This window comes from Hymenobacter artigasi, assembly GCF_012275535.1.
GTDB lineage: Bacteria > Bacteroidota > Bacteroidia > Cytophagales > Hymenobacteraceae > Hymenobacter > Hymenobacter artigasi.
Window position 1 is genome coordinate 278,003 of record NZ_JAAVTK010000005.1, and the last position, 21,458, is coordinate 299,460.

Sequence of the window (21,458 nt, forward strand, 5' to 3'; positions counted from 1 at the left end):
GCAGCCCCACCGCCAGCAGCACTGGTGCTTAAGGGCGATAAACGCCGCCTTCGTAGCCAGGATGGAGGACGTGCTGGCCGTTTACGAGCGGCCCTACGACCCGCGGTTTCCCGTCGTCTGCTTCGATGAGCGGCCCTGCGTGCTGCCCCGTGCCGGCCCAACCCGCCACGGGCGACCAACCGGCCAAGGCCGGGCGGCCCCGGCGCGAGAGCAGCACCTATGTGCGCCAGGGCACGGCCTGTTTGCTGGCCGCTTTCGAGCCGGGCACGGGCCAGCGCCTGGTCGAGGTCTCGGCCCAACGCACCGGGGCCGACTACTGCCGCTTTCTGCAGCGCCTGGCGGCGACCTACCCGCAGGCTGAGAAAATTGTACTGGTGCAGGACAACCTCAATACCCACACCGACTTCGTCTTTTACCAGCACCTACCCCCCGCCAGGCTGCGGCCAGGCCGCGCGCTTCGAACTGCATTGCACGCCAAAAAATGCGTCCTGGCTCAATATGGTGGAACTTGAACTCTCTGCTATTGCCCGCCAGTGCCTGCACCAGCGCATCCCCACCCTGGAGCAACTCAGCGCTCACGTCGCAGCTTGCGTGACCGAGCGGAATGCGGCCCGGGCCACGGTCAAATGGCAATTCACTCTGGAAAAAGCCCGCGTCAAGCTCGGCCGACACTACCAGAAGATTAGGGCAACTAACTTGCCTGACTAAGCACTAGCCCCGCGCGGGCGCCCTGAGCAACGTTTAACGGCTGACCACGAAAACTACGCCAGGCAGTATCGGGTTCAGCAAGCTGTCTGATTACTGTCAGGCTCCGTTCGCCCGCAGTTTTAACCAACCTCTCCTTTATAACTTGACGACCAGTGGTAAATGCCCATCCGCTCCTAAAATATGGGGTCCCTTTCCTGATTAACGGAGCTTGGTTCTTGGGGGCTTGCCTACTGCTCAAAAGCGGGGAACATAGTGGTTTAGCTGGGTTTTATAACGGCTACATCGTTGTTGTGGCCTCCCTTTTATTGGGGCTCATACCACGAATGGTTTAGCGAAAGGGTCCGAACGGCAAAACGAGGGTTTGGGTACCATTTGCTGGACTACGCGCGGTTCGTGAAGCTGCCGAATTAGCTATCTGACGTAGAATAAACAAAAATCCCCGCTGGCAATACCAGCGGGGATTTTTGTGGGTGCCTGGCGGGACTATTCGCGCATTAGGCGGCGGGTTTCCACGCCGTCGGTGTTGCGCAGGCGCAACAGGTACACGCCCGTGGCCACACCCGTCAGGTCGAGGGTGCGGGTGGCGGTACCGGCATTGGCCGGCAGCAGCTCGCTGAGGATAACCCGGCCCAGCGCATCAAGCACCGTGAACTGGGTGGCGAGGCGGTAGCCGGTCAGCTCCAGGGTTACCTGGCCCGTGGGCGTGGGGTTGGGATACACCAGCAGGCTGGTCCCGGCAATGCCGTTGCGGGCCGCCGTGATAACCCGTGGGGTCGAGGGCAGCGAAACGCAGCCGTTGGCATTGGTGGTGGTCACGGTGTAGGAGCCGTACTGAGCGGGCAGGCCGTTCACCACGTAGGTCTGGCCCGTCGCGCCGGCAATGGCCACGCCGTTGAGGAAGAACTGGTTGCCAGTCGTGGCGCTGGAGGTCAGCGTCGTCGTGGTGCCGTTGTAAACCACGCTGAGGGTGGGCGTGGCCGGGCGCGGGTTCACCGTGAAGGTGGCCGTGGCCGTGGCGGCGGCGCAACCACCGGCGGCGGCTACCGTGTTGGTCACGGTGTAAGTGCCGGTCGTGGAGGTAGCCGGGTCCACCGCACCGGTCGTGGCGTTCAGGCTCAAGCCAGTACTGGCGGTGAAAGTGCCGGCCGAAGCGCCCGTGCCCAGCGTCACGGGCAGCAGCGTGGCCGAGCCCGCGCAGGCGCTGGTGGTGGCGTAGCTGAATGCGGCCGTCGGAGCAGCTGTGATAGTCACCGGGGTAGTGGCCGTGGTGGCGGCGCAGCCGCCGGCGGCACCGATGCCATTGGTAACCGTATAGGTACCAGGAGTGCTGGCCGCCAAATTGATTACACCAGTATTGGCATCAATGACCAAACCGGGAATTGATGCCAGGAAGCTGCCAGCACTGGCACCCGCAGCCAGTACGGGTGCGGGGTTGGTACCGGTTACGCAGTAGGTAGCGCTGGCGTAGGAGAACGTAGCAACTGGAAAGGCCGTGATGGTCACCTGAGTCGTGGCCGTGGTGGTGGCGCAGCCGTTGGCGGCGGCTACCGTATTGGTCACCGTATAAGTGCCAGGTGTCGAAGCTGAAAGCACAATCAAGCCACTCGCGGCGTTAATTGACAGTCCCGTGGTCGAGGTGAATACGCCCCTCGAGGCGCCCGCGACTAACACGACCGTTGGGTCGGTGGTACCGCTTACGCAGAAGGTAGGGATGCTCGCACCGTAGCTGAATAGGGCAATGGGGGCGGCCGTGATGGTTACCGTGCTCGTGGCCGTGGCGGCAGCGCAGCCGCCGGCAGCGGCGACAGTGTTGGTCACGGTGTAGGTGCCGGCCGTGGAGGAAGCCAGCGTGATGGCCCCGGTCGTCGCATTCAGAGTCAGGCCGGTGGTCGAGGTGAACGTACCGGCCGTAGCGCCCGTGCCGAGCGTGAGGGCTGGGTTGGTCGTACCGCTCACGCAATAAGTCGCGGCGTTGCCGTAGCTGAAGGCCGCTACTTGGCCCGAAGTGATAGTCACCGAAGCCGTGGCCGCGCTGCCGCACACCCCGGCCACCGTGTAGGTCACGGTGTAGGTGCCCGGGGTCGAATTGCTCAGGTTGATGGCCCCCGTGGTGGCGTTCAGGCTTAGGCCCGTAGTCGAACTGAACGTGCCGCCGCTGGTGCCCGTCACCGTGGGTGTGGGGTTGGTGCCGGTGGCGCAAAACGTAGCACCCGAGTAGGCGAACGTGGCCGTCGTGGCTGGCGTGATGGTCACCGTGGTGGTGGCCGTGGCGGCCGCGCACCCGCTGGCGGCAGCCACCGTGTTGGTCACGGTGTAGGTGCCGGCCGTGGAAGTGCTGAGCGTGATAACGCCCGTGGTGGCGTTGATGCTCAGGCCCGTCGTCGAAGTAAATATGCCGGCCGAAGCGCCGGTGTCCAACGTGGGCGTTACGGTACTGGTGCTGCCGGCACAATACGTCGTGGCCGTGGGGTAGGAGAACGTCGCCACCGGAGCCGCCACGACGGTTACCTGCGCGGTCGCGCTGGTGGGGCAGCTGGCCGTGCCCCCGGTGTAGCGGATGGTGTAAGTGCCCGGCGTAGTAGAAGCCAGCGTGATAACGCCGGTCGTGGCATTCAGCATAAGGCCGGTGGTCGAGGTGAAACTGCCACCCGTGGGGCCGGTGATAGTGGGCGCAGGATTGTTGCTGGCCGTCTGGCAGTAGCTGGCGGCACTGTAGGTGATGGTGGCGACCGGACAGGTGACCGTGAACGTCACGGCGTTAGAGGTACCGGCTGGGGTGGTGACCGTGACGGGGCCGGTGGTGGCCCCGGGGGGCACGGCCAGCACGAACTGCGTCGCCGAATTGCTGGTGAAGGTGCTGGTCGTCGTCCCGTTGAAGCTCACTTGGGTCGCCCCGCTCAACAAGGTGCCGGTAAGCGTGACGCTGGTGCCCACGGCCCCGCTGGTGGGCGAAATGCTGGTAAGCGTGGGCACGGGCACCGTGAAGGGGGTGGTGCTGGTCGCGGTGCCGCCGGGGGCAGTGACGCTAATCGGGCCGGTTTGGGCCCCGGTGGGCACCACGATGCCCGTGATTTGGGTGCCGGCCGCGTTCACGGTGAAGCCGCTCGTGACCGTATTAGCACCCGTGCCGCCGAAGGTGATGACGCTGGTGCCGGTCAGGTTGGTGCCGGTGATGGTGACCGTGGTGCCGGCCGGGCCGCTGGTGGGCGTGAAGCTGGTAATGGTGGGTGCCGGCGCGGCCGCATTGAGCAGAATGCTCACCGACTGCGCGTCCTTGGGGTTGGCCGATACCACGTCCACATCGCCATCGCCGTCCACGTCGGCCAGGGTAATGTAGTACTTCTGGTCGCCGAGATTCAGGTCGTAGCCGCCGCTGAAGGTGCCGCTGCCGTTGTTGAGGCGCACGCTTAACGAGCTTCGCCCGTTGACGTTGCCGGTCACCAGGTCCAGGTCCCCGTCGGCATCCACGTCCGCTACGGCTACATACCCGCCGAAATCCGGGGCCGGGTCCGAGCCGCCCCCGAAGGTGCCGGTGCCGTTGGCCGTGTTGAGGCGCACGCTGGCTTCGGTGAGGATGTCGAGGTAGCCGTCGGCGTTCACATCGGCCAGGGCCAGGCCCGCCGCCGAGAGCACCGCCACGGTGCTCCCGCCGCCGAACGTGCCGTTGCCTGCGTTCAGACTCACCCGAACGCTGCCGTTGCCCGCCGCGTCGATGAGCGTGGTCACCAGGTCCAGGTCGCCGTCGTTGTCCACGTCGCCCAGGGCTACCACGAAGGGACCCGTGCCGACGGCCACGCTGCTGCCGTTGCTGAACACGCCGGTGTTCGAGCCCGTGGCGTTGCCGCCGTTGAGCACCACGCGCACCGCCGTGCCGTTGCCCAGCGTGCCGTTCAAGGCCACGACAAAATCCAGGTCGCCGTCGCCGTCCACGTCGCCCAGGGCCACGGTGCTGGGTCCGCTGCCCACCGCCACGTCCGAGCCGTTGCTGAACGCGCCGGTGTTGGAGCCGCTGGCATCGCCGCCATTGAGCCGGATGCTCACGGTGCTGCCCGTGCCGTTGCCGCCGCCAAAGCTGGAAGCGACCACGTCCAGGTCGCCGTCCCCGTCCACGTCGCCCAGGGCCAGGGCGATGGACTGTTGGGGCAGGTTGGCGCTCGTGGCGATGGTGTAGGTGCCGCTGCCGTTGTTGCGCAACACGGTGATGGAGCTGGCCGCGCTGTTGGCCGTCACCAGGTCCAGGTCGCCGTCGCCGTCCACGTCGCCGGCTGCGACGGCGGCGGGCATGTTGGGCACGGCCAGGCTGCTGGTGGGCACAAACGTGCCGCGGCCGGTGCCGCCCACGGCCGCGGTGAACTGCTGCACCCGGGGCTGGGCGAGCGTGCCCCCGGAGCTGGCCTGGGCCGCCGTGGTGACGGTGCTGAACACCGTTTCGCCCGGTGAGAACGCATGGGCGCTGGGCGTGAACGTGATGTTGTTGCCGCTCACCACGGCCGGGGTGGTGCCCCGGGTGCGCAGGCCGCCGCGCTGCGCGGAATAAATCTTCAGCGCGGCGGTCGAGCTGGCCGCCAGTGGTTGGTCGAAGGTGACCGTGACCGGCGTGGTGCGGGCCGCCGCCCGGCTGTTCGCCGTCGGCGACACGGCCGTAATCACCGGGGTTTGGCCGAGCGTCAAGCCCGGGGCTGATACGAATAACAGCAGTACCGTTAGCCAGCGGGGTAGCGCCGAGAACGAAGGGGGATACAAGTGGGGCATAGGGCGTGAAAAGGAAGGGAATTGATTGGGAGATGGAAGAATGCGATAAAGGTAAATCCGGTATTATACTCCGGCCGTGGTTTGTCACCCAGGCCATGGACGGCGGGACGTGTCTTACCGCCGGGCTACGGGCGTCGGTAAAAAAGTAACAGAAAGCGGCTCGCCCGACGGTAGCACGCACCGAAATTCGCCCTGCACCGTTTGCGCGTCGGGCGCATAAAAGCTGTGGCCGCTGGCCTGTGTGGCCGCGCCTTCCTCGGTGCTGACGGCCACTACATCGGTTTCAACGAGCGAGAACGTTCCGCGAGCGGCCGTAAAGCGCGCCCGCAGTCGCTGGCCGTCGGGCAGGTCGCCCGAAATCACCAGCCGCTGCGTCGAGTCATGCGGGGACACTTCGATGCGACCCCGACCCAATGGGTAGGGCCGCAAGCCGGGCTGTTGCACCGTAAGCCGGATAAATGGCATGCGGGCTACTTGGGCCTCTTGTTGCCGGATGGCGTGCTGGCCCTGTTCCTTCAGGTGTTGGCTCCAGCCAAGCCCTGCGAGGAGTAGGAAAGTGAACACGCCCAGGGTCCAGCCCACGACCTCTTTCAGGCCCCGTGGGGCGTGAGCAGGTAGTTTTCGGCCCTACTGGTGGCATTGTCGTTATGGTCGAACACGGCGAAGGTGTATTCCACATTGGTTACCAGGCCCGTTAGCGTCAGCGACGTCGAGCTGGTGGCCCCGACCACGTAGGTGCCGGGGGCCGGCTGGTCGCCCTGACCGAAGGTGGCCTTGGCGGCGTACGTCGTGCCGTCCAGGGGCTGGAAGCCCAGGGCCGGCTCTTGGGTAACGAGCCGCAGCTGCTTGCTGCCGTTGCCGCCGCTGATGGCGAGCGTGACCGTGGTGGGGGCCGCTCGCTGCCCGCGGGCATCTGGCAGAGGATGCGCCGGTGGCCGGGGTCGAACACCGACACCCAGCCTACCCCGATGCCTTCGGCGTGGGCAGCCAGGTAATCATGCCTGAGCGGCCACCCGCCGCGCCGGCCGTCGGGGCTGGATGAATTAGCCGTTCAGGCCCAGCAGGTTCCAGCGCCCGTGCTGCTGCTGCAGCCGGGTCACCGACGCGAAATCAACCTGCAGCTGAAACGCGTTGCGCAGGGGCATTTCCAGGCAGTGGGCCACCAGTGCCCGGATGGTGCCGCCGTGGGTGAACACCAGCGTGGCCGCGTCTTTTCGGAGCGGGACCGCTGACGCCTCCAGGTCGGCCAAAAAGGCGGCGGCCCGCGCCTGTACGGCCCCAAATGTTTCGCCACCGGGTGGGGCCAGGTTCACGTAGTCGGCCATCCAGGGCGCAGTTTCGGCGGCGGGCAGGTCGTTCCAGGCGCGGTTTTCCCAGGTGCCAAAATGCATTTCGCGCAGGCGCTCATCCGGCGTCACCTCGGCGGCAAATTCGGCGGCCAGGGCCAGGCAGCGGGCGGCGGGGCTGCTAAAGGCGCGGTAACCCGCCGCCGGGGCGGGCGGGAGCTTGGCCCGCAGCTGGGCAGCTTCGGTGGCGAAAGTGTCGGCCAGGGGCACGTCGTGGTGGCCGTAGCAGATGCCCGCAGCGGCGACGGCCGTGTGGCGAATCAGGTAGATGGTCATGCCAGGTGCACGGTTAGGGATAGGTAAATCAGGGCTTCGGCCAGCTGCTGGGTGGCCCCCAGGCAGTCGCCGGTGTAGCCGCCCAGCCAGCGCTTAAACCAGCGCCCGAGCACCAGCTGTAGCACCAGCAGCGGCAACAGCACCCACAGCAGCGCCGGTGCCGGCCGCCACAACACCAGTGCAAGCAGCGGTGCCAGGCCGAGCAGCGCGGCTACGGCCAGGCGGCCGTTGGGCATGCTTTGGGCCACGGGCTTGGCCTTGCCGTCGTCCAGGTCTTCGCGGGCGTAGGGCAGGGTGCGCACGAAGGTGAGCGCCGTGAGCCGGCTCAGCGGATGGGCCACCAGCAGCAGCACCGGCACCGAGAGGCCCGGCCGGCCGGGGTTGGCCGCGCTGCTGAGCGCTGCCACCTTGATGGCCAGCACCAGGCCCAACCCGACCAGCCCGTAGGTGCCAATGCGGCTGTCTTTCATGATATCGAGGATGCGCGCCCGGGTCCAGCCGCCGCCGAAGCCGTCGCACATGTCGGCCAGCCCGTCTTCGTGAAAGGCCCCGGTGAGCAGCACGCCCGCGCCGGTGCTCAGCAGCACCGCCACCACCGGCGGCCACAGCAGCGCCGCACCCCAGTACACGGCGGCCGCTCCGGCCCCCACCAGCCAGCCGATGAGCGGGAAGTACACCGTGGCCCGGTTCAGCTGCTCCGGCTCGTGACCCACCCAGCGCGGGCAGGGCAGCCGCGTGTAAAACATCACGGCCGTAAGCAGCAGGCGGAGTTGGGCACGCGGCCAGGAATCAGGCATGAGCAAGCAAAATAATAAGATTATGCCCCGGAGTCATCACTTACACCCGCACTTTCAAAGGAAGCCATTTCGTTGAGGAAGCTCACCGCCGCCTGCACCAGCGGATACGCCAGCGCCGCGCCGGTGCCCTCCCCCAGGCGCAGGCCCAGGCGTAGCAGCGGCGTGCCCCCCAGCTCGGCCAGCAGCAAGCGGTGCCCTTGCTCGCCGGACTCGTGGCAGAACACACAATAATCCAGCACCGCCGGGCCCAGCCGGGCCGCCACCAGAAGCGCCGCCGTGGCAATAAAGCCATCTATCAATAGCAGCATCCGGTGCTCGGCGGCCCGCAGCAGGGCCCCGCACATCTGCGCAATCTCAAAGCCGCCGAACGTGGCCAGCACGGCCAGCGGCTCGGTGCCTACACCGGGATGGGCGGTAACGGCCTGCGTAAGCGTATCGAGCTTGCGGGCCAGGCCCGCCGCGTCCAGGCCGGTACCTCGGCCCACGCACTCGGCCAGCGGCCGGCCGGTGAGCCGGTGCATAAGCACCGCCGCGGCGGAGGTGTTGCCGATGCCCATCTCGCCCACGCCCAGCACGTTGGCACCGCCGCCGTGCAGCTCATCAACCAGCCGGGCGCCGCGTTGCAGGGCATCGGCGCACTGGGCGGCGCTCATGGCCGGCTCGTACAGGAAATTGCGGGTGCCCTCGGCGATTTTCTCGTCGCGCACGGCGGGCAGGTCGGCAAAGGAGCCGCGCACGCCCGCGTCCACGATAGTCAGACCCAGTCCGTTCTGACGGCAGAACACGTTGATGGCCGCCCCGCCGCCGGCGAAGTTGCGCACCATCTGGTGCGTCACCTCGGGCGGGTATTGGCTCACGCCGGCCTGGGTAATGCCGTGGTCGGCGGCGAACACCAGCACGTGCGGCCGCAGCAGCGTCGGCGTCAGGGTTTGCTGCACCAGGGCTATTTGATGGGCCAAGGCTTCGAGCTGGCCCAAGGCACCCAGCGGCTTGGTTTTGGTGTCGATTTTGTGCTGGATGGAGGCGCTCAGCGCGGCATCGGGCGGGGTAATGCTCCAAGTGCTCACGCGGCGGGCTGCTCGGGTTGGGGCGCGTCCTCGGCGCGCTTGAAACGCTTATAGAGGAAGAGCTGCCACTTCTCTTCGGCCACGCCGGCCTGGTCCATCTCGGCACGGGCCAAAGTGAAAAACAGGTCCGACAAACGGTTAATGTAGGCCGGGATGACGGGGTCCACCGCGTCGGTGGCCATCAGGCTCACCAGGCGGCGCTCGCCGCGGCGCATCTGGGTACGCACCACGTGGCACAGGGCCGAGACTTCGTTGCCGCCGGGCAGCAGGAAGTAGTCGGAGGCCGTTTTCATCTGGCCTTCCAGCTCGTCTATCCACTCCTCGCACTGCCGCGCGCCCTCGGCCGGCATGGGGTTGGTGTTGACTTTTTTGGCATCTGAAGGCCGGGCCAGGTGCGACATCATGTCCATCAAGTCCTTCTGGATGGTGTGCAGCTGCGGCTGCCAGGCATGTTCCGCACCGAGCTTCACGCGCAGCAAACCCAGCGTGGAGTTGGCCTCGTCGAGGTCGCCCATGCACTCCACGCGCACGTCGTCCTTGGGCACGCGCGAGCCGCCGAAGAGGCCCGTGGTGCCGGCATCACCTTTTTTAGTGTAAATTTTCATGGGATGGGAATGTTTTATTGAACAGTTATTTCACGACCAGCGGCAGGCCCGACACCATGAAAATGGCGCGGTCGGCCCGCTGGGCAATGTGCTGGTTGAGCCAGCCCTGCAGGTCCGTGAACTTGCGGCCAGCGTCGGTGGTCGCGTGCAGGCCCATGCCCAGTTCATTAGAAATGACCAGTAGGTTGCAGTCCAGCAGCAGCAGCTTGTCGAACTCCGCTTTAGCTTGCTCCAGCGCCGTGTCCACGTCGTATTCGGCGTCGGCGAAGAAGTTGGTGAGCCAGAGCGTCACGCAGTCCAGCACCACGGTGCGGCCGGCCAGGGCCAGGCGGCTCGGGTACTTCTCTTCTTCCAGAGTAGTCCAGCGGGCGTCGCGGTCGGCTACGTGCCGGGCAATGCGCTGGCGGTGGTCATCGTCCCAGGCCCGCGACGTGGCCAGGTACACGGGGTTGGGGCTGTGCTGCAGGGCCAGGTCCTGGGCGTAGCGGCTTTTGCCCGAGCGCTGCCCGCCGGAGATGTACGTGAGCACGGCTAGAATGTGAGCGTGTAGCGGCCGCTGATGTTGCGGCCGGGCAGGTTGAAACCGCGCTTCTCGTAGTAGTTTTCATCGGTCAGGTTATTCACCAGCACCGACAAGGTGTGGCGCTCGGCTAGGGTGTAGCCCGCCGAGAAGTCCAGGGTCATGTAGCGCGGGTACTCGATTTGCGGCGACTTGCTATCCGTGAAGTCCGTGTCGCGGCGGGTGCCCACGTAGTGCCCGGTCAGGCGGGCACGCAGGCCGTGCTTGCCGTCGTAGGCCACGCCATAGTTGCCGCTGAGCTTGGCCACGTTGAAGATGTCGCGGGTGGTCTGCGAGCCGTCCACGTTGTTCACCACGTCTTCGGCCCGGGATATTTTGGTGCCGCCCGCAAACACCCGCAGCACGTAGCGGCTGTCGGCGAGGGCGCCGAAGTCGTAGCCGGCTTCGGCCTCCAGGCCCCGGATGTTGCTGTCGTTGGCGTTCACGTAGTTGGTGCGCGAGCGCACCAGGTAACCTTCCGGGGTGGTTTCGCCCACGGGGTTGCTCACGCGGGTGGTGATGCGGTCCTGCACGCGGGTGGCGAAGTAGGTGACGTCGGCCGCGAAGCCGGTGGCGGGGCGGTCGAAGCGCAGGCCGGCGTCCCAGGTCACGCTGTTTTCGTTTTTCAGGTCCGGGTTGCCCTGCGTGATGGCCGCGGTACGTGGCGTGCCGGTGGCGCTCACCGACTGCGAGAAGCCCGCCACGTTGAAGGCATCGGGCGTGACGTAGGCCCGTCCGATGGTGCCGTGCGCCCGCAGGCCGTCGAGCACCTCCAACTGCGCGCCCAGGCTGGGGCTGAAGAAGGGGTTGGTTTTCTGGCCCGGCGTGAAGGTGGTGAGCAGGTCGGTGGCCTGGCTGCGGTAGGTAATGAAGTCGTAGCGGGCGCCGGGTGTGAGCACCAGCTTGTCGCCGAGCAGCCGCAGCTGGCCCTGAGCGTAGACGCCGGTCGTGTTCAGCTCGTAGTTGGGACTGAAGGGCGCGAGGTTGGCGCCGGCGGCATTGAAACGCAGGGAGTTGCTCCGGGCTTCGTTGCGGTCCACGCCCACCGTGATGGCCTGCCGACCCAGCTTGATGACGTCCTTCACCTGCAGCCCGCGCCACTGCAGCTCGCTCTGAAAGGAGCGGTAGGGGGCAATGGCCACGTTGTTGAAGTCGGCCAGCGTGTTGTTGTCGTTGGTTTCCTGCGAAGCATAGCCGCGCACGAACAGCTGGTGGCGAGCGTAGTCGCCGGTGGCGCTCAGGTCGATGTTCTGCCGCCCGATGTCTTTGGTCGAGGGCCCAAGGTCGCCGTAGAAAATGTCGTTCGGGGCCTGCACGCCGCGGGCCACAAACCGCTCGCCGCGCACGTCCACTCGCCACTTCTCGCTTAGCTGGTAGCCCAGGCGCAGGGCGCCCGAGTAGTAGCCCAGCTTGGTGAAGGCCCGGCGCTGGCCATCGGCGCGGGCATCGTCGGTGCTCAGGGTGGTGCCGTCGGCGTAGTATTTGGTGGCACTGCCGCCGTCGAGCCAGCGGCGGAACACGCCGCCCTCGCCCAGCTTATAATCCTGGGCCCGGTCATACAAGCCGAAGGACAAGTCAAAGTCAAGCCCCTTGGTGATGTTGCCGCCCGTGGCCGCCCCAATGCGGAAGGTGCGGTAGCTGCCGTAGCCGGCCGAGAGTGCAGTGCGCACCTCGCCGCGCGACTTGCGCGTGAGCACGTTCACCACGCCGCCCATGGCCTGCGAGCCGTAGAGCGCCGAGGCCGGCCCCTTGAGTACCTCAATCTGCTCCACGCCGTTCAGGTCGAGGGTGGCCAGGTTGGCCGTGCCGGCCGGGCGGCCATCCACCAGCAGCAGGGTGCGCTGGTTCAGGCCGCCGGTCTGGGGCCGGAAGCCCCGGATGCCCACGCCCGCCAGCAAGCCGGGGTACTGCACGATGTCGACGGACGCATTCTTTTTGAGCACGTCGGTGAACTCCAGCGCCGGTGTCTGCTGAATATCCTGCCGACTGATAACCTGAATTTGCTGGGGCACCTGGCTGCGCGCAGTGGCCGTGCGGTTGGCCGTCACCACCACCTCGCCGAGGCGCTGGCGCCGGAGGGTGTCGGCGGGTGCCTGGGCCTGGGCTACCTGGGCGCCACCGGCCAGCAGGGCCGTTCCTAGCAGGACCAGGGCTTTCGAGCGCGCATTCAGGTTTAATCGATGGGAATAGGTGTTTGTCATTGGTTGTTAAGAAGTTGTTGAAGTCTTGCTTGCAGTATTAGGCAGTTGCATTAACCGATGGTTTCTCAAACTTGGGCAGTTGCGGCAGTGCCCGTAGCAGGGCTTCGATGGTTTCGTGGGATTGGGCGGGCCGGTCGCCCAGCTGCACCAGCCAGCGGGGGGCCTGCGCTCCGGCTGGCACGGTCACGCGCAAGGGGGCCGGGTGAGCAATCGGCACGAAGCCTTCGCGCTCCAGCGCCCGGCGCGTCCAAAATGCCGCCGCGCCTTCGCCCACCACCTGCACCGCGGGGCCAGATGGCGTGTGCAGCGCAAACGTGCCCGAAGCAGAGTCGAAGGCCAGCCCTTCGCGCTCGAAGGCGGCGGCAAACGTGCCGCTCAGCACCAGGTCTTCGGGAGTACCTGTGCGCAACGCGCCGGTGGCGGGCAGCAGCCAGACCCGGTCGGCGGCCTGCAGGGCCAGGTCCAGCTCGTGGGTCGAGAGCAGAATGGCCTTGCCGGTGGTACGGGCCAGCCGGTGCAACAGGCGCATGAGGGCCACACGGTTGGGCAGGTCGAGGTGGGCGGTGGGCTCGTCGAGCAGCACCACCGGCGTGTCCTGGGCCAGGGCGCGCGCCAGCATCACCTTCTGCCGCTCGCCGTCGCTTAGCTCCCCCACTAGGCGGGCCGCGAAGGCCGTGGTGCCGGTGGCGGCCAGCGCGGCGGCTACCTGGGCGTGGTCGTAGGCTGTCAGGCTGCCCAGCCAGCCGGTGTGGGGGTGGCGGCCCAGGCGCACCAGCTCCTGCACGGTGAGGGTGGCGGCATCGAGCCGGTCGGTGAGCACCACGCTCAACTGGCGGGCCCGCTCGGCGGCGCTCAGGGCGGCCAGGGGCACGCCGCCCACTTCCAGGCGGCCGGCCAGCGGCGGCTGCAAGCCGGCCAGGGTGCGCAGCAGCGTGCTTTTGCCGGCCCCGTTGGGGCCCAGCAAACACACCAGCTCGCCGGGGTGCAGGGCCAGGTGCAGGGGTCCGGCCACCACGCGGGCGTTTTTGCGACGGAGGAAATACCCCACGGCGAGGTCCTCGGCCAGCAGCAGGGACGTAGGGGCAGGGGCCATCATCACGCGTAAGAAGACCGAATATTGCGGCCGCGCAGCACCACCCACAGCACCACCGGTGCCCCCAGCAGCGAGGTTACCACGTTGATGGGCAGGGCCGTCTGGGAGCCGGGCAGCTGGGCCAGGCAGTCGCAGGCGAGCACCAGGGCGGCCCCCACCAGGCAGGCGCCGGGCAGCAGCACGCGGTGGTCGGCGGTGCGCAGCAGGGCGCGGGTGAGGTGCGGCACGGCAATGCCCACAAACCCAATAGGCCCGCAGAACGCCGTGATGCCGCCCGCCAGCAGGCTGGTGCTGGCAATGATGAGCGTACGCGAGGCCCGCACGTTCAGGCCCATGCTGCGGGCGTAGTTTTCGCCCAGCAGCAGCGCGTTCAGCGGCTTGGCCGAGGCAAAGGCCAGCCCCAGCCCGGCCAGTACCACGGCGCCCAACACCGCCAAGTGCGGTCCGGTCACGCCGCCCAGCGCCCCAAACGTCCACAGCAAGTATTCCTGAATCTGTTCCGGGGCGCTGAAATACTGCCACAGGCTGACCACCGCCCCGGTCACGCTGGCAATCATCATCCCCACAATCAGCATCACCACGTTGTCGCGCACCCGCGCCGAGAGGACCAGCACCACCAGCATCACCAGGCCCGCGCCGGTCGTGGCGGCCAGCACCAGCGCCCAGCTGCCGCTCAGGCCCAGCTGCCGCACCGCGAAGCCGCCCGCCGCGCTGCCGCCCGCCAGCATCACCAGCGCCACGCCCAGGCCCGCGCCGGCCGTAAGGCCCAACACCGAAGGCCCGGCCAGCGGGTTGCGAAATAAGGTTTGCATCTGCAGGCCGCTCACGGCCAGTCCCATACCCACCACCAGCGCGGTGAGGGCCTTGGGCAGCCGAATCTGGTTCACGATGAAGGCTGCGGCCGTGTCGTCGGGGCCGGCGTGGCCCAGCAGCAGCCGCACCACGGTGGGCAGCGGGATGCGCACCGGCCCCAGGGCCACGTCGAGCACAAAAGCCACCAGCACCAGCCCAGCCAGGGACAGCAGCCAGCCCACCGGCCGCCCCGCGGTTTGCGGGGCTTGTACCTCGGTTCCGGCCGGGCGTTGGGCCGTCATCATTGGATAGGGAGGTAATAGTAAAGCGGCCCACGCGGCAGCAGCTCCGGGTGCAGAATCCGGATGAGGTCGGCCAGCACCACATCGGGATGCAGCGCGCCCGATTCCCAGTAGTCGTTGGCACCCTGGGCGTTGGTGCGGCGGTTGTTGTTGAACACCCGGCCGGTTTTGTAGGGGGCAAAGGCGGCGAACCGGGCGTCCTGGGCCAGCAAGCCGGCTTTGGAAGTCAGCGAGCCCGTGTGCAGCCAGAAGTCGGCGGCCAGGGCCACCGGCGCCACGGCCTCGAAGCTGAGCGCCAGGCTGCCGCTCGGCGAGTTGGTTTGGTCCCAATGGTAGGCGGCGCCGGCGTCGCGCAGAAACTGGGCCATGTAGCTGTTGGCGTCGGGTACGTACCACACGTCCTTGAAGGGCGTGCCCACCACCACCGACGGGCGTCGGACGGCCGTTTGCGCCAGGGCGGCCAGGCGCTGGTACTCGCGGGCCACCCGGCCGAACTTCTCGTTCACCAGGTCTTCTTTGTTAAGCAGCGCGGCTAACACCTTCACCCACTCGGCGCGGGCCAGGGGCGTAGTTTCCACCCACTCGGAGTTTATCATCACCGGCACGCCGGCCGCGCTCAGGGTCTGGAAGCGGGTGAGGCCCTCGCCGGGCCAGCCGGTGGTCATCACCAGGTCGGGGTTGCGGGTGATGAGCAGTTCGTTGTTCAGCTGCTTGCCCAGGCCCACCTCGAAAATCTGGCCCGCGGCAATGCGCTGGCGCACCCGCGGGGCCGAGGCGTATTTCAGGTCGCCCACGCCCACCAGCACATCGGCGGCGCCCAGAAAATCGGCCAGCGCAATGTGCATTGACGACATGCCCACCAAGCTGCGAATCGGCGTTTCGATAACCCGGCTGTCGGGGTAGCCCGCCGGGTGCGCCATGCCGCGGGGCACCAACAAGTAGCGGGTGGCCGTGGTTTTCTGCTCAAACGGGCTCAGAATGGTGACGACTTTGTAGCGGCCCGTGTACGCAATGGTGAAGCCCTTCGCGTATTGCACGGTTGTGCGGCCTATAGCTGCGCGGGGCGTTGGCGCGCTAATGCGGGGAGCGGGATTTGGAGCTGCCGCTGGCCGGGCCGCCGGTTGGCCCAATCCCGGCAAGCACCCGCCCCACAGCAGGGCAAGCAACACGGCCCGGTACTGGCGGGCAAAAAAACGACGAGTGCCCCCGGCACAGCCGGGGGAAAGCGGGGGGTGGGTCATGGTACGACGAGCCTTTCTGCCGAAAGCTGTGACTGTATGTAGCAACGGCAGGTCTTCTGACTTCCTCCCCCGGCCGATGGCCTTCCCATTCCCGCAGGAACAGTGGCGCCACGTATCGGCCGGGTTTTTAGTGGAGGTTACAGCAGCGGAGACTGTCCCGGAATTACACCGGATTCCCTTTTCAAATCGCCCCGCACCGCGGCAACGATTACCCTTACTTGCCGCAAAGCTACCGGTTGGGGGCGGCAATGTCTAATTTTTCAGACGGCCAGGACCGCCCGCACCCACGCCACCCGCCCCAAAACCGTGGTCCTGGGCAGCTCCAGCACTTCAAATCCCAGCCGCTGGTACGTGCGGCGCAGGGCCTGGTGCAGCGCGGTGGCTTCGGCCAGCGTCTGCCACCGCTCGGGGTCATTCACGTAGATTTCCGGCCACGGCGGGGCCAGCAAGGCCTGCCGGTGACAGGGGTGCGCGGCCAGGGCCCGGTAGTAGTGCCGCCCCACCGGCAGGCCGGCCGCCTCCAGGTACGCCACCAGGTCGGGTAGGCCCCGGTCGAAAAACGTGATGCCCCCACGCCGCACGGCGGCCGCGTGCTGCTGTATCATCCGCTCCAGCGCAAGTTCGGCAAAGCCGGCCAAATCCTGCCAGGGCACCAGCGCACCGCCCCCTGCCACCTGCTCGCGGATAAGCTGGCGCGACACCTCCTCCGACCCGGCAAATCCCGCCTCGTGCAGGGCGCTTAGCAAGGTGCTTTTGCCGGCGCCGGGGCCGCCGGAAATCAGGTAGAGCGACATTTACTGGTAGCTGTGGACAAGAGAAAGCTGTTGTTCTGCGGTACGTTTTAGTTTCGGCCCCGTCGCCACCACAGCCACCCCACAATGCCCGCCACCACCGCGCCGCACACCGCGTGGTTGAGCCGGGCCACGCGGTTAATTTCAGCGTGCTCCAATCGTCGCGGGTTCTCGCCGATGTAGGGCTTGGGCACGAGTTGGCCGTGGTAGTAGTTGGGGCCGCCGAAACGGCAGTCGAGCACGCCGGCCACGGCTGCTTCGGGGTAGCCCGCATTGGGGCTTTTGTGCTGGTCGCCGTACCGGAAAATGAACCGGAAGCCGCGTCCGCTGCCGCCCAGCCCCGCTAGCATGCCGGCCGTGAGGCGGGCCGGCACCAAGTTGGCCACGTCATCGAGGCAGGCGGCAAACTTGCCGAACTGCTCATAACGCGGGCTGCGGTAGCCCACCATCGAGTCGAGGGTGTTCACCATCTTGTAGGCCATCAGGCCCGGCACGCCGGCCAAGGCGTAGTAGCACAGCGGCGCCACCACGCCGTCGCTCAGGTTCTCGGCCAGGCTTTCGAGCACGGCGGTTCGGATTTGCTGCCCGTCGAGCTGCGCCGTGTCGCGCCCCACGATGCGGGCCAGCTGCCGGCGCCCGGCTTCCAGGCCTTCCCGCTCCAGCACCTCAAACACCGCCCGGCCCTCGCGCACCAGGCCGGTATTGGCCAGGCCGTAGAATACCCAGGCGCTGTTGGCCGCCAGAGCCATTCCAGCGGGCAGCCGGCGTAAAACGTTATCCAGCAGGGTGAAAAGGCCATATGCCCCGCCCACTAGCCCGCTTGCCAGCAGGGCACCCTTTACAAAACGGTGCTGCCCGTGGTTCAGGCGCTGTTCCCCGGCGGCAATCAGTGCCCCGTAGGTGCGCACGGGGTGGGGCCAGCTCTCGGGGTCAGCCAGCAGCAGGTCGAGGGCGTAGCCCAGGGCCAGCGGGGCGGCTAGGCGGGTAAATCGGTCCATTGGCGCAGGGCGTTGAGGAGGAGTTGGTTGTCGGCCGCCGGGCGGGTGCAGAGGCGGAAGTGCGCGGGGCTAAGGCCCCGGAAATTAGCCGCATCCCGAATCAGCAGACCGTGGGTAGTCAGCAGCCAGCGCTTGAGGTAGGCCGCGGTGCCGTGGCGCAGGGCTCCTACAAAGTAGTGCGTGTGGCTTGGCATGATGTCCAGACCAGCATTGCCGGCCAGTTGCGCGGCGAAGGCCGCGCGGTCGGCGAGCAGCTGCACAACCGGAGGCTGCACGGCGGCGAAATGCTCGAATAGGAAGTGGCCCGCGGCGGCGGCCAGCGCGTTCACCGTCCAAGGCGGTTTGCCGCGGGTGAGGCGGGCAATGAGCTTATCCGAGGCCACCACGTAGCCCAGTCGCAGGCCGGGGATGGCGTAGGCCTTGGTCATGGAGCGCAGAATCAGCAGGTTGTCAAACCGGGCCAGCAGCGGCACGGCGGAGGCAATGCTGGTGGTGAACTCAATGAAAGCCTCGTCGAGCACGAATACGGTGGCGGGGTAGCGGGCCAGCAGCTCCGTCAGCTCCGGTTCGCGCAGCACGCTGCCGGTTGGGTTATTGGGGTTGCAGATGAACACCAAATCAGCGTCCAACGGGGGAGGGGACAGCACCTTTTCCCAGGCCACAAAGCACAACTGATGGCCGTGCAGCCGGGCCGCGTCTTCGTACTCGGCAAAGGCCGGGGTGACGACGGTGGTGCGCCGCCCCGCCCAGGCCTGCGCCACGAGGTAGATGCTTTCGGTGGTGCCGCTGCTCATCAGCACCTGGCCCGCCGGCAGGCCGTGGTGGGTCGCCACGCGTGCGGCCAGGTTTTCGGCCAGTACTTCAGGGTAGCGATTTACGGTGTTCCACTGACCAAATACGTAGTCTTTCAGCCCCGCCGGCTCGCCACCGTACCACACGTTGGAGCTGAAATCGGCCACGAGGGGGTGGGGGTGTCGGTAGCCGTCGTCGCCGTGTCCGTGCAGCATAATAGGGGAGGGTTTAGGGTTGCAGGGCCGCGTAAATCTGCTCCATGTCGACGTGGGCGCGGATGTGGGCGGCCAGCCGGTCGTACTGCTCGTTTTTGAACGCAGCGAAATCCAGCGGCACGGCGGTTTTCTGTTCGGTGTAGGGTGCCAGCAAGCAGTCAATCACCGCCGCGTTGTCGAGGATGCCGTGCAGGTAGGTGCCCCAGCAGCGCGGGCCGGCAAAGTAGCCGTCGGGCGTGCCGTCGTCGAGCGTGGCCACGGGTTGGGCGGGGCCGTCGGCGGTGGTCTGGCCCATGTGAATTTCGTAGCCCCGGCAGTCGGCCGCCGCGCCGTCCCGGAAGGCGAACTGGCGCTGCCGGGTGGTTTTTTCGCCGTGCAGCACCGTGCGCACGGGCAGCAAACCCAGGCCCACGGCGGCGGGCACGGGGCCTTCCACGCCATCGGGGTCTTCCACCGAGCGGCCCAGCATCTGGTAGCCGCCGCAGATGCCGACCACGGTTTTGCCGGCGCGGTGAGCCTGCACGATGGCGGCCGACAAGCCGCTGTTGGTGAGGGCGAGCAGGTCGGCGATGGTGTTTTTGCTGCCGGGCAGAATGATGACGTCGGCTTCGCTCATTTCGGTGGCGTCGCGGGTGAAGAACAACTCCGCCCGGGGGTCGTGGGCCAGCGCGTCGAAGTCGGTGAAGTTCGACAGGCGGCCCAGCAGCACCACGGCCACCCGCACGCGGCCGGCCGGCCCGGCCGGACGCTGCTTGCGGGTCAGGGCCACCGAGTCTTCCTCCTCGATGAAGATGTCGCGAAAGTAGGGCAGCACGCCCACCACGGGCACGCCCGTCAGCTGTTCCAGTTGCTGCCGGCCGTCCTCAAACAGCCGCGCATCGCCCCGAAACTTATTGATGATAATGCCCTTGATGCAGGCTTTCTCTTCCGGCTCCAGCAGGGCCAGGGTGCCAAATACGCTGCCGAACACGCCGCCTTTGTCAATATCAGCAATCAGGTACGTGGCGGCACCAGCGTGTTGGGCCATGCGAAGGTTGGTGATGTCGCGGCGCTTCAGGTTCAACTCCGAGATGCTGCCAGCGCCCTCCAGCACCACGGGTGCGTAGCGGGCCGCCAGCCGGTCGTAGGCCTTCGTAGCGGCCTGAAACAGTTCGTGCCGGTCGTTTTCACGGAAGTACTCGTAGGCCGACTGCGTGCCGATGGGCCGGCCGTTGAGCACTACCTGCGAGGCCTGGTCGGAGGTGGGCTTGAGCAGCACCGGGTTCATGTCGACGTGGCAGGCAATGCCCGCCGCCTCGGCCTGCACGGCCTGCGCCCGCCCAATTTCCAGCCCTTCGGGCGTGGCGTAGCTGTTCAGCGACATGTTCTGGGCCTTGAACGGCGCCGGGTGATACCCGTCCTGCCGGAAAATGCGGCAGAATCCCGCCGTGATGACGCTTTTGCCCACGTCGGACGCGGTGCCGACAAACATGATGGAACGAAGCATAAAGCGAGAAAAAAGAGCGCGGGCCACAAAAGTATTCCCTGGCTCTTTCTATCGCACCACCAATAGGGGCAAATAATCCGTCACGCTCATCCACCGTTTGCCTGTCGAACCGGAGGTCGCCGTAGGCAAGCCTTTCTACCGCTTTGTCGAACGACGCTGATGAAATAGAATCCTATTTGACCGCTGAGGCCGGCACCGCATACGGGACCAGCATCCCTTCCACCGCGATGTCGATGGTTTCGGCAATCTTATTGAACACCAGCGTGGGCACTTACATGCGGTGGTCCACCAGCTTCGCCGCAAACTTGCTGCTCACCGTGCACACGCCCTTGCGCACCCTCCAGCGTGCACGGAATGGTGCGCGCCACGGCTACCCCGTGAATGGTCAGCTCCGCCGGTGCCGGCCACCGGATAGGTGCCGTCCTGCGTCAGATTGAGCAAGCCCGGCAACAACCCTTAAAGGTGGCATACGGGTACTTCGTGCTTTCCAGGTAGTTCTCGTTGAAGTGCGATTACCTCAACGCCGAAGGGAACGTGAACGAGCCTATTGCCTAGCTGGGTATCTTGCGAATAAGATGAACGACGCTGATAAGAACTCGACAGAAGCGGGGGAGCTGTCCGTGCAGCTTACATACAGCCCGCCGAACGATGACCGCTTCTACCCAGAAATTCACAACGGCTTTCGTGGCGGTTTCTGGGTAAAGGATGGCCATTCTGCCGCCATCTTGTTGGTCGAAATTCCGGGCAATAGCATGCTACCGGGGCAAACCAAAACTGTTTTAGCGTACACGCTCAGCGTACCCATGACCAAAAGGTGGCTCTCCTCCGGCAGCGCCCACTGGGGGCCGGTGCCCTGCACTTTTGGGTCGATTAGACTACCAGAGTAGATAAGAGCCGGAGTGCATTTAAAGGGTGGGTCGGTGAACACGGCCCGTTCAAAAATAGGAGCCCATTACCGGCCTGCGCCCGGAATGGCCCGGCGTTAGGGTGCCCCAGCTGTTGACGTACCTGCACCCGTACCGGCCCTCCTCGCCGCGGTTGGCGACCGCCAAAGCCCACTTGGTGCGCACTTATTCATTTATCGAGTCCCTTTCTCCTCAGGACGTAGACGCAGATGGCATGCTTACCTACTTTAACCCCTTGCTCGGTGGAAAATGGTTTAAGCAAGAGATTGTACGCGCTTATTTTCATTAGCGGAGCAGTCACTGTACTAACCCTCCTTATTTTGAACGGAGCTCGTTTAGCTTGCCACCGTTTCAGTAAACCGAAGCGGGCACGCCTATCTGCATGGCACTAGGCCGTCATTCAGCCGTGTCTCCTTAGAGGGTGTTAGGGAATTAGACGGGAGCTAATCGATTGAGACACATGGTCAAGTTGGCAATAAGCAGCCAAGCTTCATGGGAGCGGGGGGTAAATTCGTAGTCGATAGCCAATCGG

The 21,458-nt window shown here is 66.2% G+C and carries 18 protein-coding genes and 1 riboswitch; of the genes, 2 read left to right on the plus strand and 16 right to left on the minus strand.

Annotation, left to right across the window (positions count from 1 at the left end; all coding sequences use genetic code 11):
• Positions 1 to 149 precede the first annotated feature (149 nt).
• Positions 150 to 512, plus strand: coding sequence for a transposase (locus HBN54_RS11030; RefSeq protein ID WP_168673246.1), 363 nt, complete (start codon positions 150 to 152; stop codon positions 510 to 512).
• Between the two features lie 679 nt (positions 513 to 1,191).
• On the opposite strand, the gene HBN54_RS11035 is transcribed toward HBN54_RS11030, so the two are convergent.
• From HBN54_RS11035 to HBN54_RS11110, 16 genes are all read right to left on the minus strand, one after another.
• Positions 1,192 to 5,460, minus strand: a complete 4,269-nt coding sequence (locus HBN54_RS11035; protein WP_168673247.1) for a beta strand repeat-containing protein — start codon at positions 5,458 to 5,460, stop codon at positions 1,192 to 1,194.
• 114 nt (positions 5,461 to 5,574) lie between these two features.
• Positions 5,575 to 6,024, minus strand: a complete 450-nt coding sequence (locus HBN54_RS11040) for a hypothetical protein (protein ID WP_168673248.1) — start codon at positions 6,022 to 6,024, stop codon at positions 5,575 to 5,577.
• Between the two features lie 26 nt (positions 6,025 to 6,050).
• Positions 6,051 to 6,191 carry a hypothetical protein gene (locus HBN54_RS11045; RefSeq protein ID WP_168673249.1) on the minus strand — a complete coding sequence of 47 codons (141 nt, stop codon included), beginning with the start codon at positions 6,189 to 6,191 and terminating at the stop codon, positions 6,051 to 6,053.
• Positions 6,192 to 6,503: 312 nt separating this feature from the next.
• The gene (locus HBN54_RS11050; RefSeq protein WP_168673250.1) at positions 6,504 to 7,082 is read right to left on the minus strand and encodes a histidine phosphatase family protein; all 579 of its coding nucleotides are present in this window, start codon (positions 7,080 to 7,082) and stop codon (positions 6,504 to 6,506) included.
• Positions 7,079 to 7,879: an adenosylcobinamide-GDP ribazoletransferase gene (locus HBN54_RS11055; protein WP_168673251.1), complete on the minus strand. Its 801-nt coding sequence runs from the start codon at positions 7,877 to 7,879 to the stop codon at positions 7,079 to 7,081. Before HBN54_RS11055 ends, HBN54_RS11050 begins: the two co-directional genes overlap by 4 nt.
• Positions 7,880 to 7,899: 20 nt before the next feature.
• A complete protein-coding gene (cobT, locus tag HBN54_RS11060) occupies positions 7,900 to 8,946 on the minus strand; it encodes a nicotinate-nucleotide--dimethylbenzimidazole phosphoribosyltransferase (protein WP_168673252.1) in 1,047 nt (348 codons plus the stop codon).
• Positions 8,943 to 9,551: a cob(I)yrinic acid a,c-diamide adenosyltransferase gene (locus tag HBN54_RS11065; protein ID WP_168673253.1), complete on the minus strand. Its 609-nt coding sequence runs from the start codon at positions 9,549 to 9,551 to the stop codon at positions 8,943 to 8,945. Before HBN54_RS11065 ends, cobT begins: the two co-directional genes overlap by 4 nt.
• 25 nt (positions 9,552 to 9,576) lie before the next feature.
• Positions 9,577 to 10,080: a bifunctional adenosylcobinamide kinase/adenosylcobinamide-phosphate guanylyltransferase gene (locus HBN54_RS11070; RefSeq protein WP_168673254.1), complete on the minus strand. Its 504-nt coding sequence runs from the start codon at positions 10,078 to 10,080 to the stop codon at positions 9,577 to 9,579.
• A gap of 2 nt (positions 10,081 to 10,082) precedes the next feature.
• Positions 10,083 to 12,311 carry a TonB-dependent receptor gene (locus tag HBN54_RS11075; RefSeq protein WP_168673255.1) on the minus strand — a complete coding sequence of 743 codons (2,229 nt, stop codon included), beginning with the start codon at positions 12,309 to 12,311 and terminating at the stop codon, positions 10,083 to 10,085.
• A gap of 37 nt (positions 12,312 to 12,348) precedes the next feature.
• The gene (locus tag HBN54_RS11080) at positions 12,349 to 13,407 is read right to left on the minus strand and encodes an ABC transporter ATP-binding protein (RefSeq protein WP_168673256.1); all 1,059 of its coding nucleotides are present in this window, start codon (positions 13,405 to 13,407) and stop codon (positions 12,349 to 12,351) included.
• A complete protein-coding gene (locus HBN54_RS11085; protein WP_235955485.1) occupies positions 13,407 to 14,501 on the minus strand; it encodes an iron ABC transporter permease in 1,095 nt (364 codons plus the stop codon). Before HBN54_RS11085 ends, HBN54_RS11080 begins: the two co-directional genes overlap by 1 nt.
• Positions 14,498 to 15,535 (minus strand): ABC transporter substrate-binding protein, encoded by a 1,038-nt coding sequence (locus HBN54_RS11090; RefSeq protein WP_168673257.1) that lies wholly within the window; start codon positions 15,533 to 15,535, stop codon positions 14,498 to 14,500. The genes HBN54_RS11085 and HBN54_RS11090 overlap by 4 nt, the downstream gene beginning before the upstream one ends.
• Positions 15,536 to 15,768: 233 nt before the next feature.
• Positions 15,769 to 15,970, minus strand: a riboswitch (cobalamin riboswitch).
• A 29-nt stretch (positions 15,971 to 15,999) separates the two neighbouring features.
• On the minus strand, positions 16,000 to 16,533 hold the full coding sequence (locus tag HBN54_RS11095; RefSeq protein WP_168673258.1) for an AAA family ATPase: 534 nt from the start codon (positions 16,531 to 16,533) through the stop codon (positions 16,000 to 16,002).
• A 47-nt stretch (positions 16,534 to 16,580) separates the two neighbouring features.
• Positions 16,581 to 17,528, minus strand: a complete 948-nt coding sequence (cbiB, locus tag HBN54_RS11100) for an adenosylcobinamide-phosphate synthase CbiB (RefSeq protein WP_168673259.1) — start codon at positions 17,526 to 17,528, stop codon at positions 16,581 to 16,583.
• On the minus strand, positions 17,507 to 18,535 hold the full coding sequence (locus HBN54_RS11105; RefSeq protein ID WP_168673260.1) for a pyridoxal phosphate-dependent aminotransferase: 1,029 nt from the start codon (positions 18,533 to 18,535) through the stop codon (positions 17,507 to 17,509). Before HBN54_RS11105 ends, cbiB begins: the two co-directional genes overlap by 22 nt.
• A gap of 13 nt (positions 18,536 to 18,548) precedes the next feature.
• A complete protein-coding gene (locus HBN54_RS11110) occupies positions 18,549 to 20,021 on the minus strand; it encodes a cobyric acid synthase (protein ID WP_210428025.1) in 1,473 nt (490 codons plus the stop codon).
• Positions 20,022 to 20,596: 575 nt separating this feature from the next.
• Between HBN54_RS11110 and HBN54_RS23240 the strand changes: the two genes are divergently transcribed.
• On the plus strand, positions 20,597 to 20,908 hold the full coding sequence (locus tag HBN54_RS23240) for a hypothetical protein (protein WP_210428026.1): 312 nt from the start codon (positions 20,597 to 20,599) through the stop codon (positions 20,906 to 20,908).
• The last annotated feature ends 550 nt before the right edge of the window (positions 20,909 to 21,458 follow it).

What these genes read in the sequence shown, in the direction of transcription:
- HBN54_RS11035 (WP_168673247.1), bottom strand. Translation starts at nt 5,460, where the DNA reads ATGCCCCACTTGTATCCCCCTTCGTTCTCGGCGCTACCCCGCTGGCTA.
- HBN54_RS11050 (WP_168673250.1), bottom strand. Translation starts at nt 7,082, where the DNA reads ATGACCATCTACCTGATTCGCCACACGGCCGTCGCCGCTGCGGGCATC.
- HBN54_RS11055 (WP_168673251.1), bottom strand. Translation starts at nt 7,879, where the DNA reads ATGCCTGATTCCTGGCCGCGTGCCCAACTCCGCCTGCTGCTTACGGCC.
- HBN54_RS11065 (WP_168673253.1), bottom strand. Translation starts at nt 9,551, where the DNA reads ATGAAAATTTACACTAAAAAAGGTGATGCCGGCACCACGGGCCTCTTC.
- HBN54_RS11075 (WP_168673255.1), bottom strand. Translation starts at nt 12,311, where the DNA reads ATGACAAACACCTATTCCCATCGATTAAACCTGAATGCGCGCTCGAAA.
- HBN54_RS11080 (WP_168673256.1), bottom strand. Translation starts at nt 13,407, where the DNA reads ATGATGGCCCCTGCCCCTACGTCCCTGCTGCTGGCCGAGGACCTCGCC.
- HBN54_RS11085 (WP_235955485.1), bottom strand. Translation starts at nt 14,501, where the DNA reads ATGATGACGGCCCAACGCCCGGCCGGAACCGAGGTACAAGCCCCGCAA.
- HBN54_RS11095 (WP_168673258.1), bottom strand. Translation starts at nt 16,533, where the DNA reads ATGTCGCTCTACCTGATTTCCGGCGGCCCCGGCGCCGGCAAAAGCACC.
- cbiB (WP_168673259.1), bottom strand. Translation starts at nt 17,528, where the DNA reads ATGGACCGATTTACCCGCCTAGCCGCCCCGCTGGCCCTGGGCTACGCC.
- HBN54_RS11105 (WP_168673260.1), bottom strand. Translation starts at nt 18,535, where the DNA reads ATGCTGCACGGACACGGCGACGACGGCTACCGACACCCCCACCCCCTC.
- HBN54_RS11110 (WP_210428025.1), bottom strand. Translation starts at nt 20,021, where the DNA reads ATGCTTCGTTCCATCATGTTTGTCGGCACCGCGTCCGACGTGGGCAAA.
- HBN54_RS23240 (WP_210428026.1), top strand. Translation starts at nt 20,597, where the DNA reads ATGAACGACGCTGATAAGAACTCGACAGAAGCGGGGGAGCTGTCCGTG.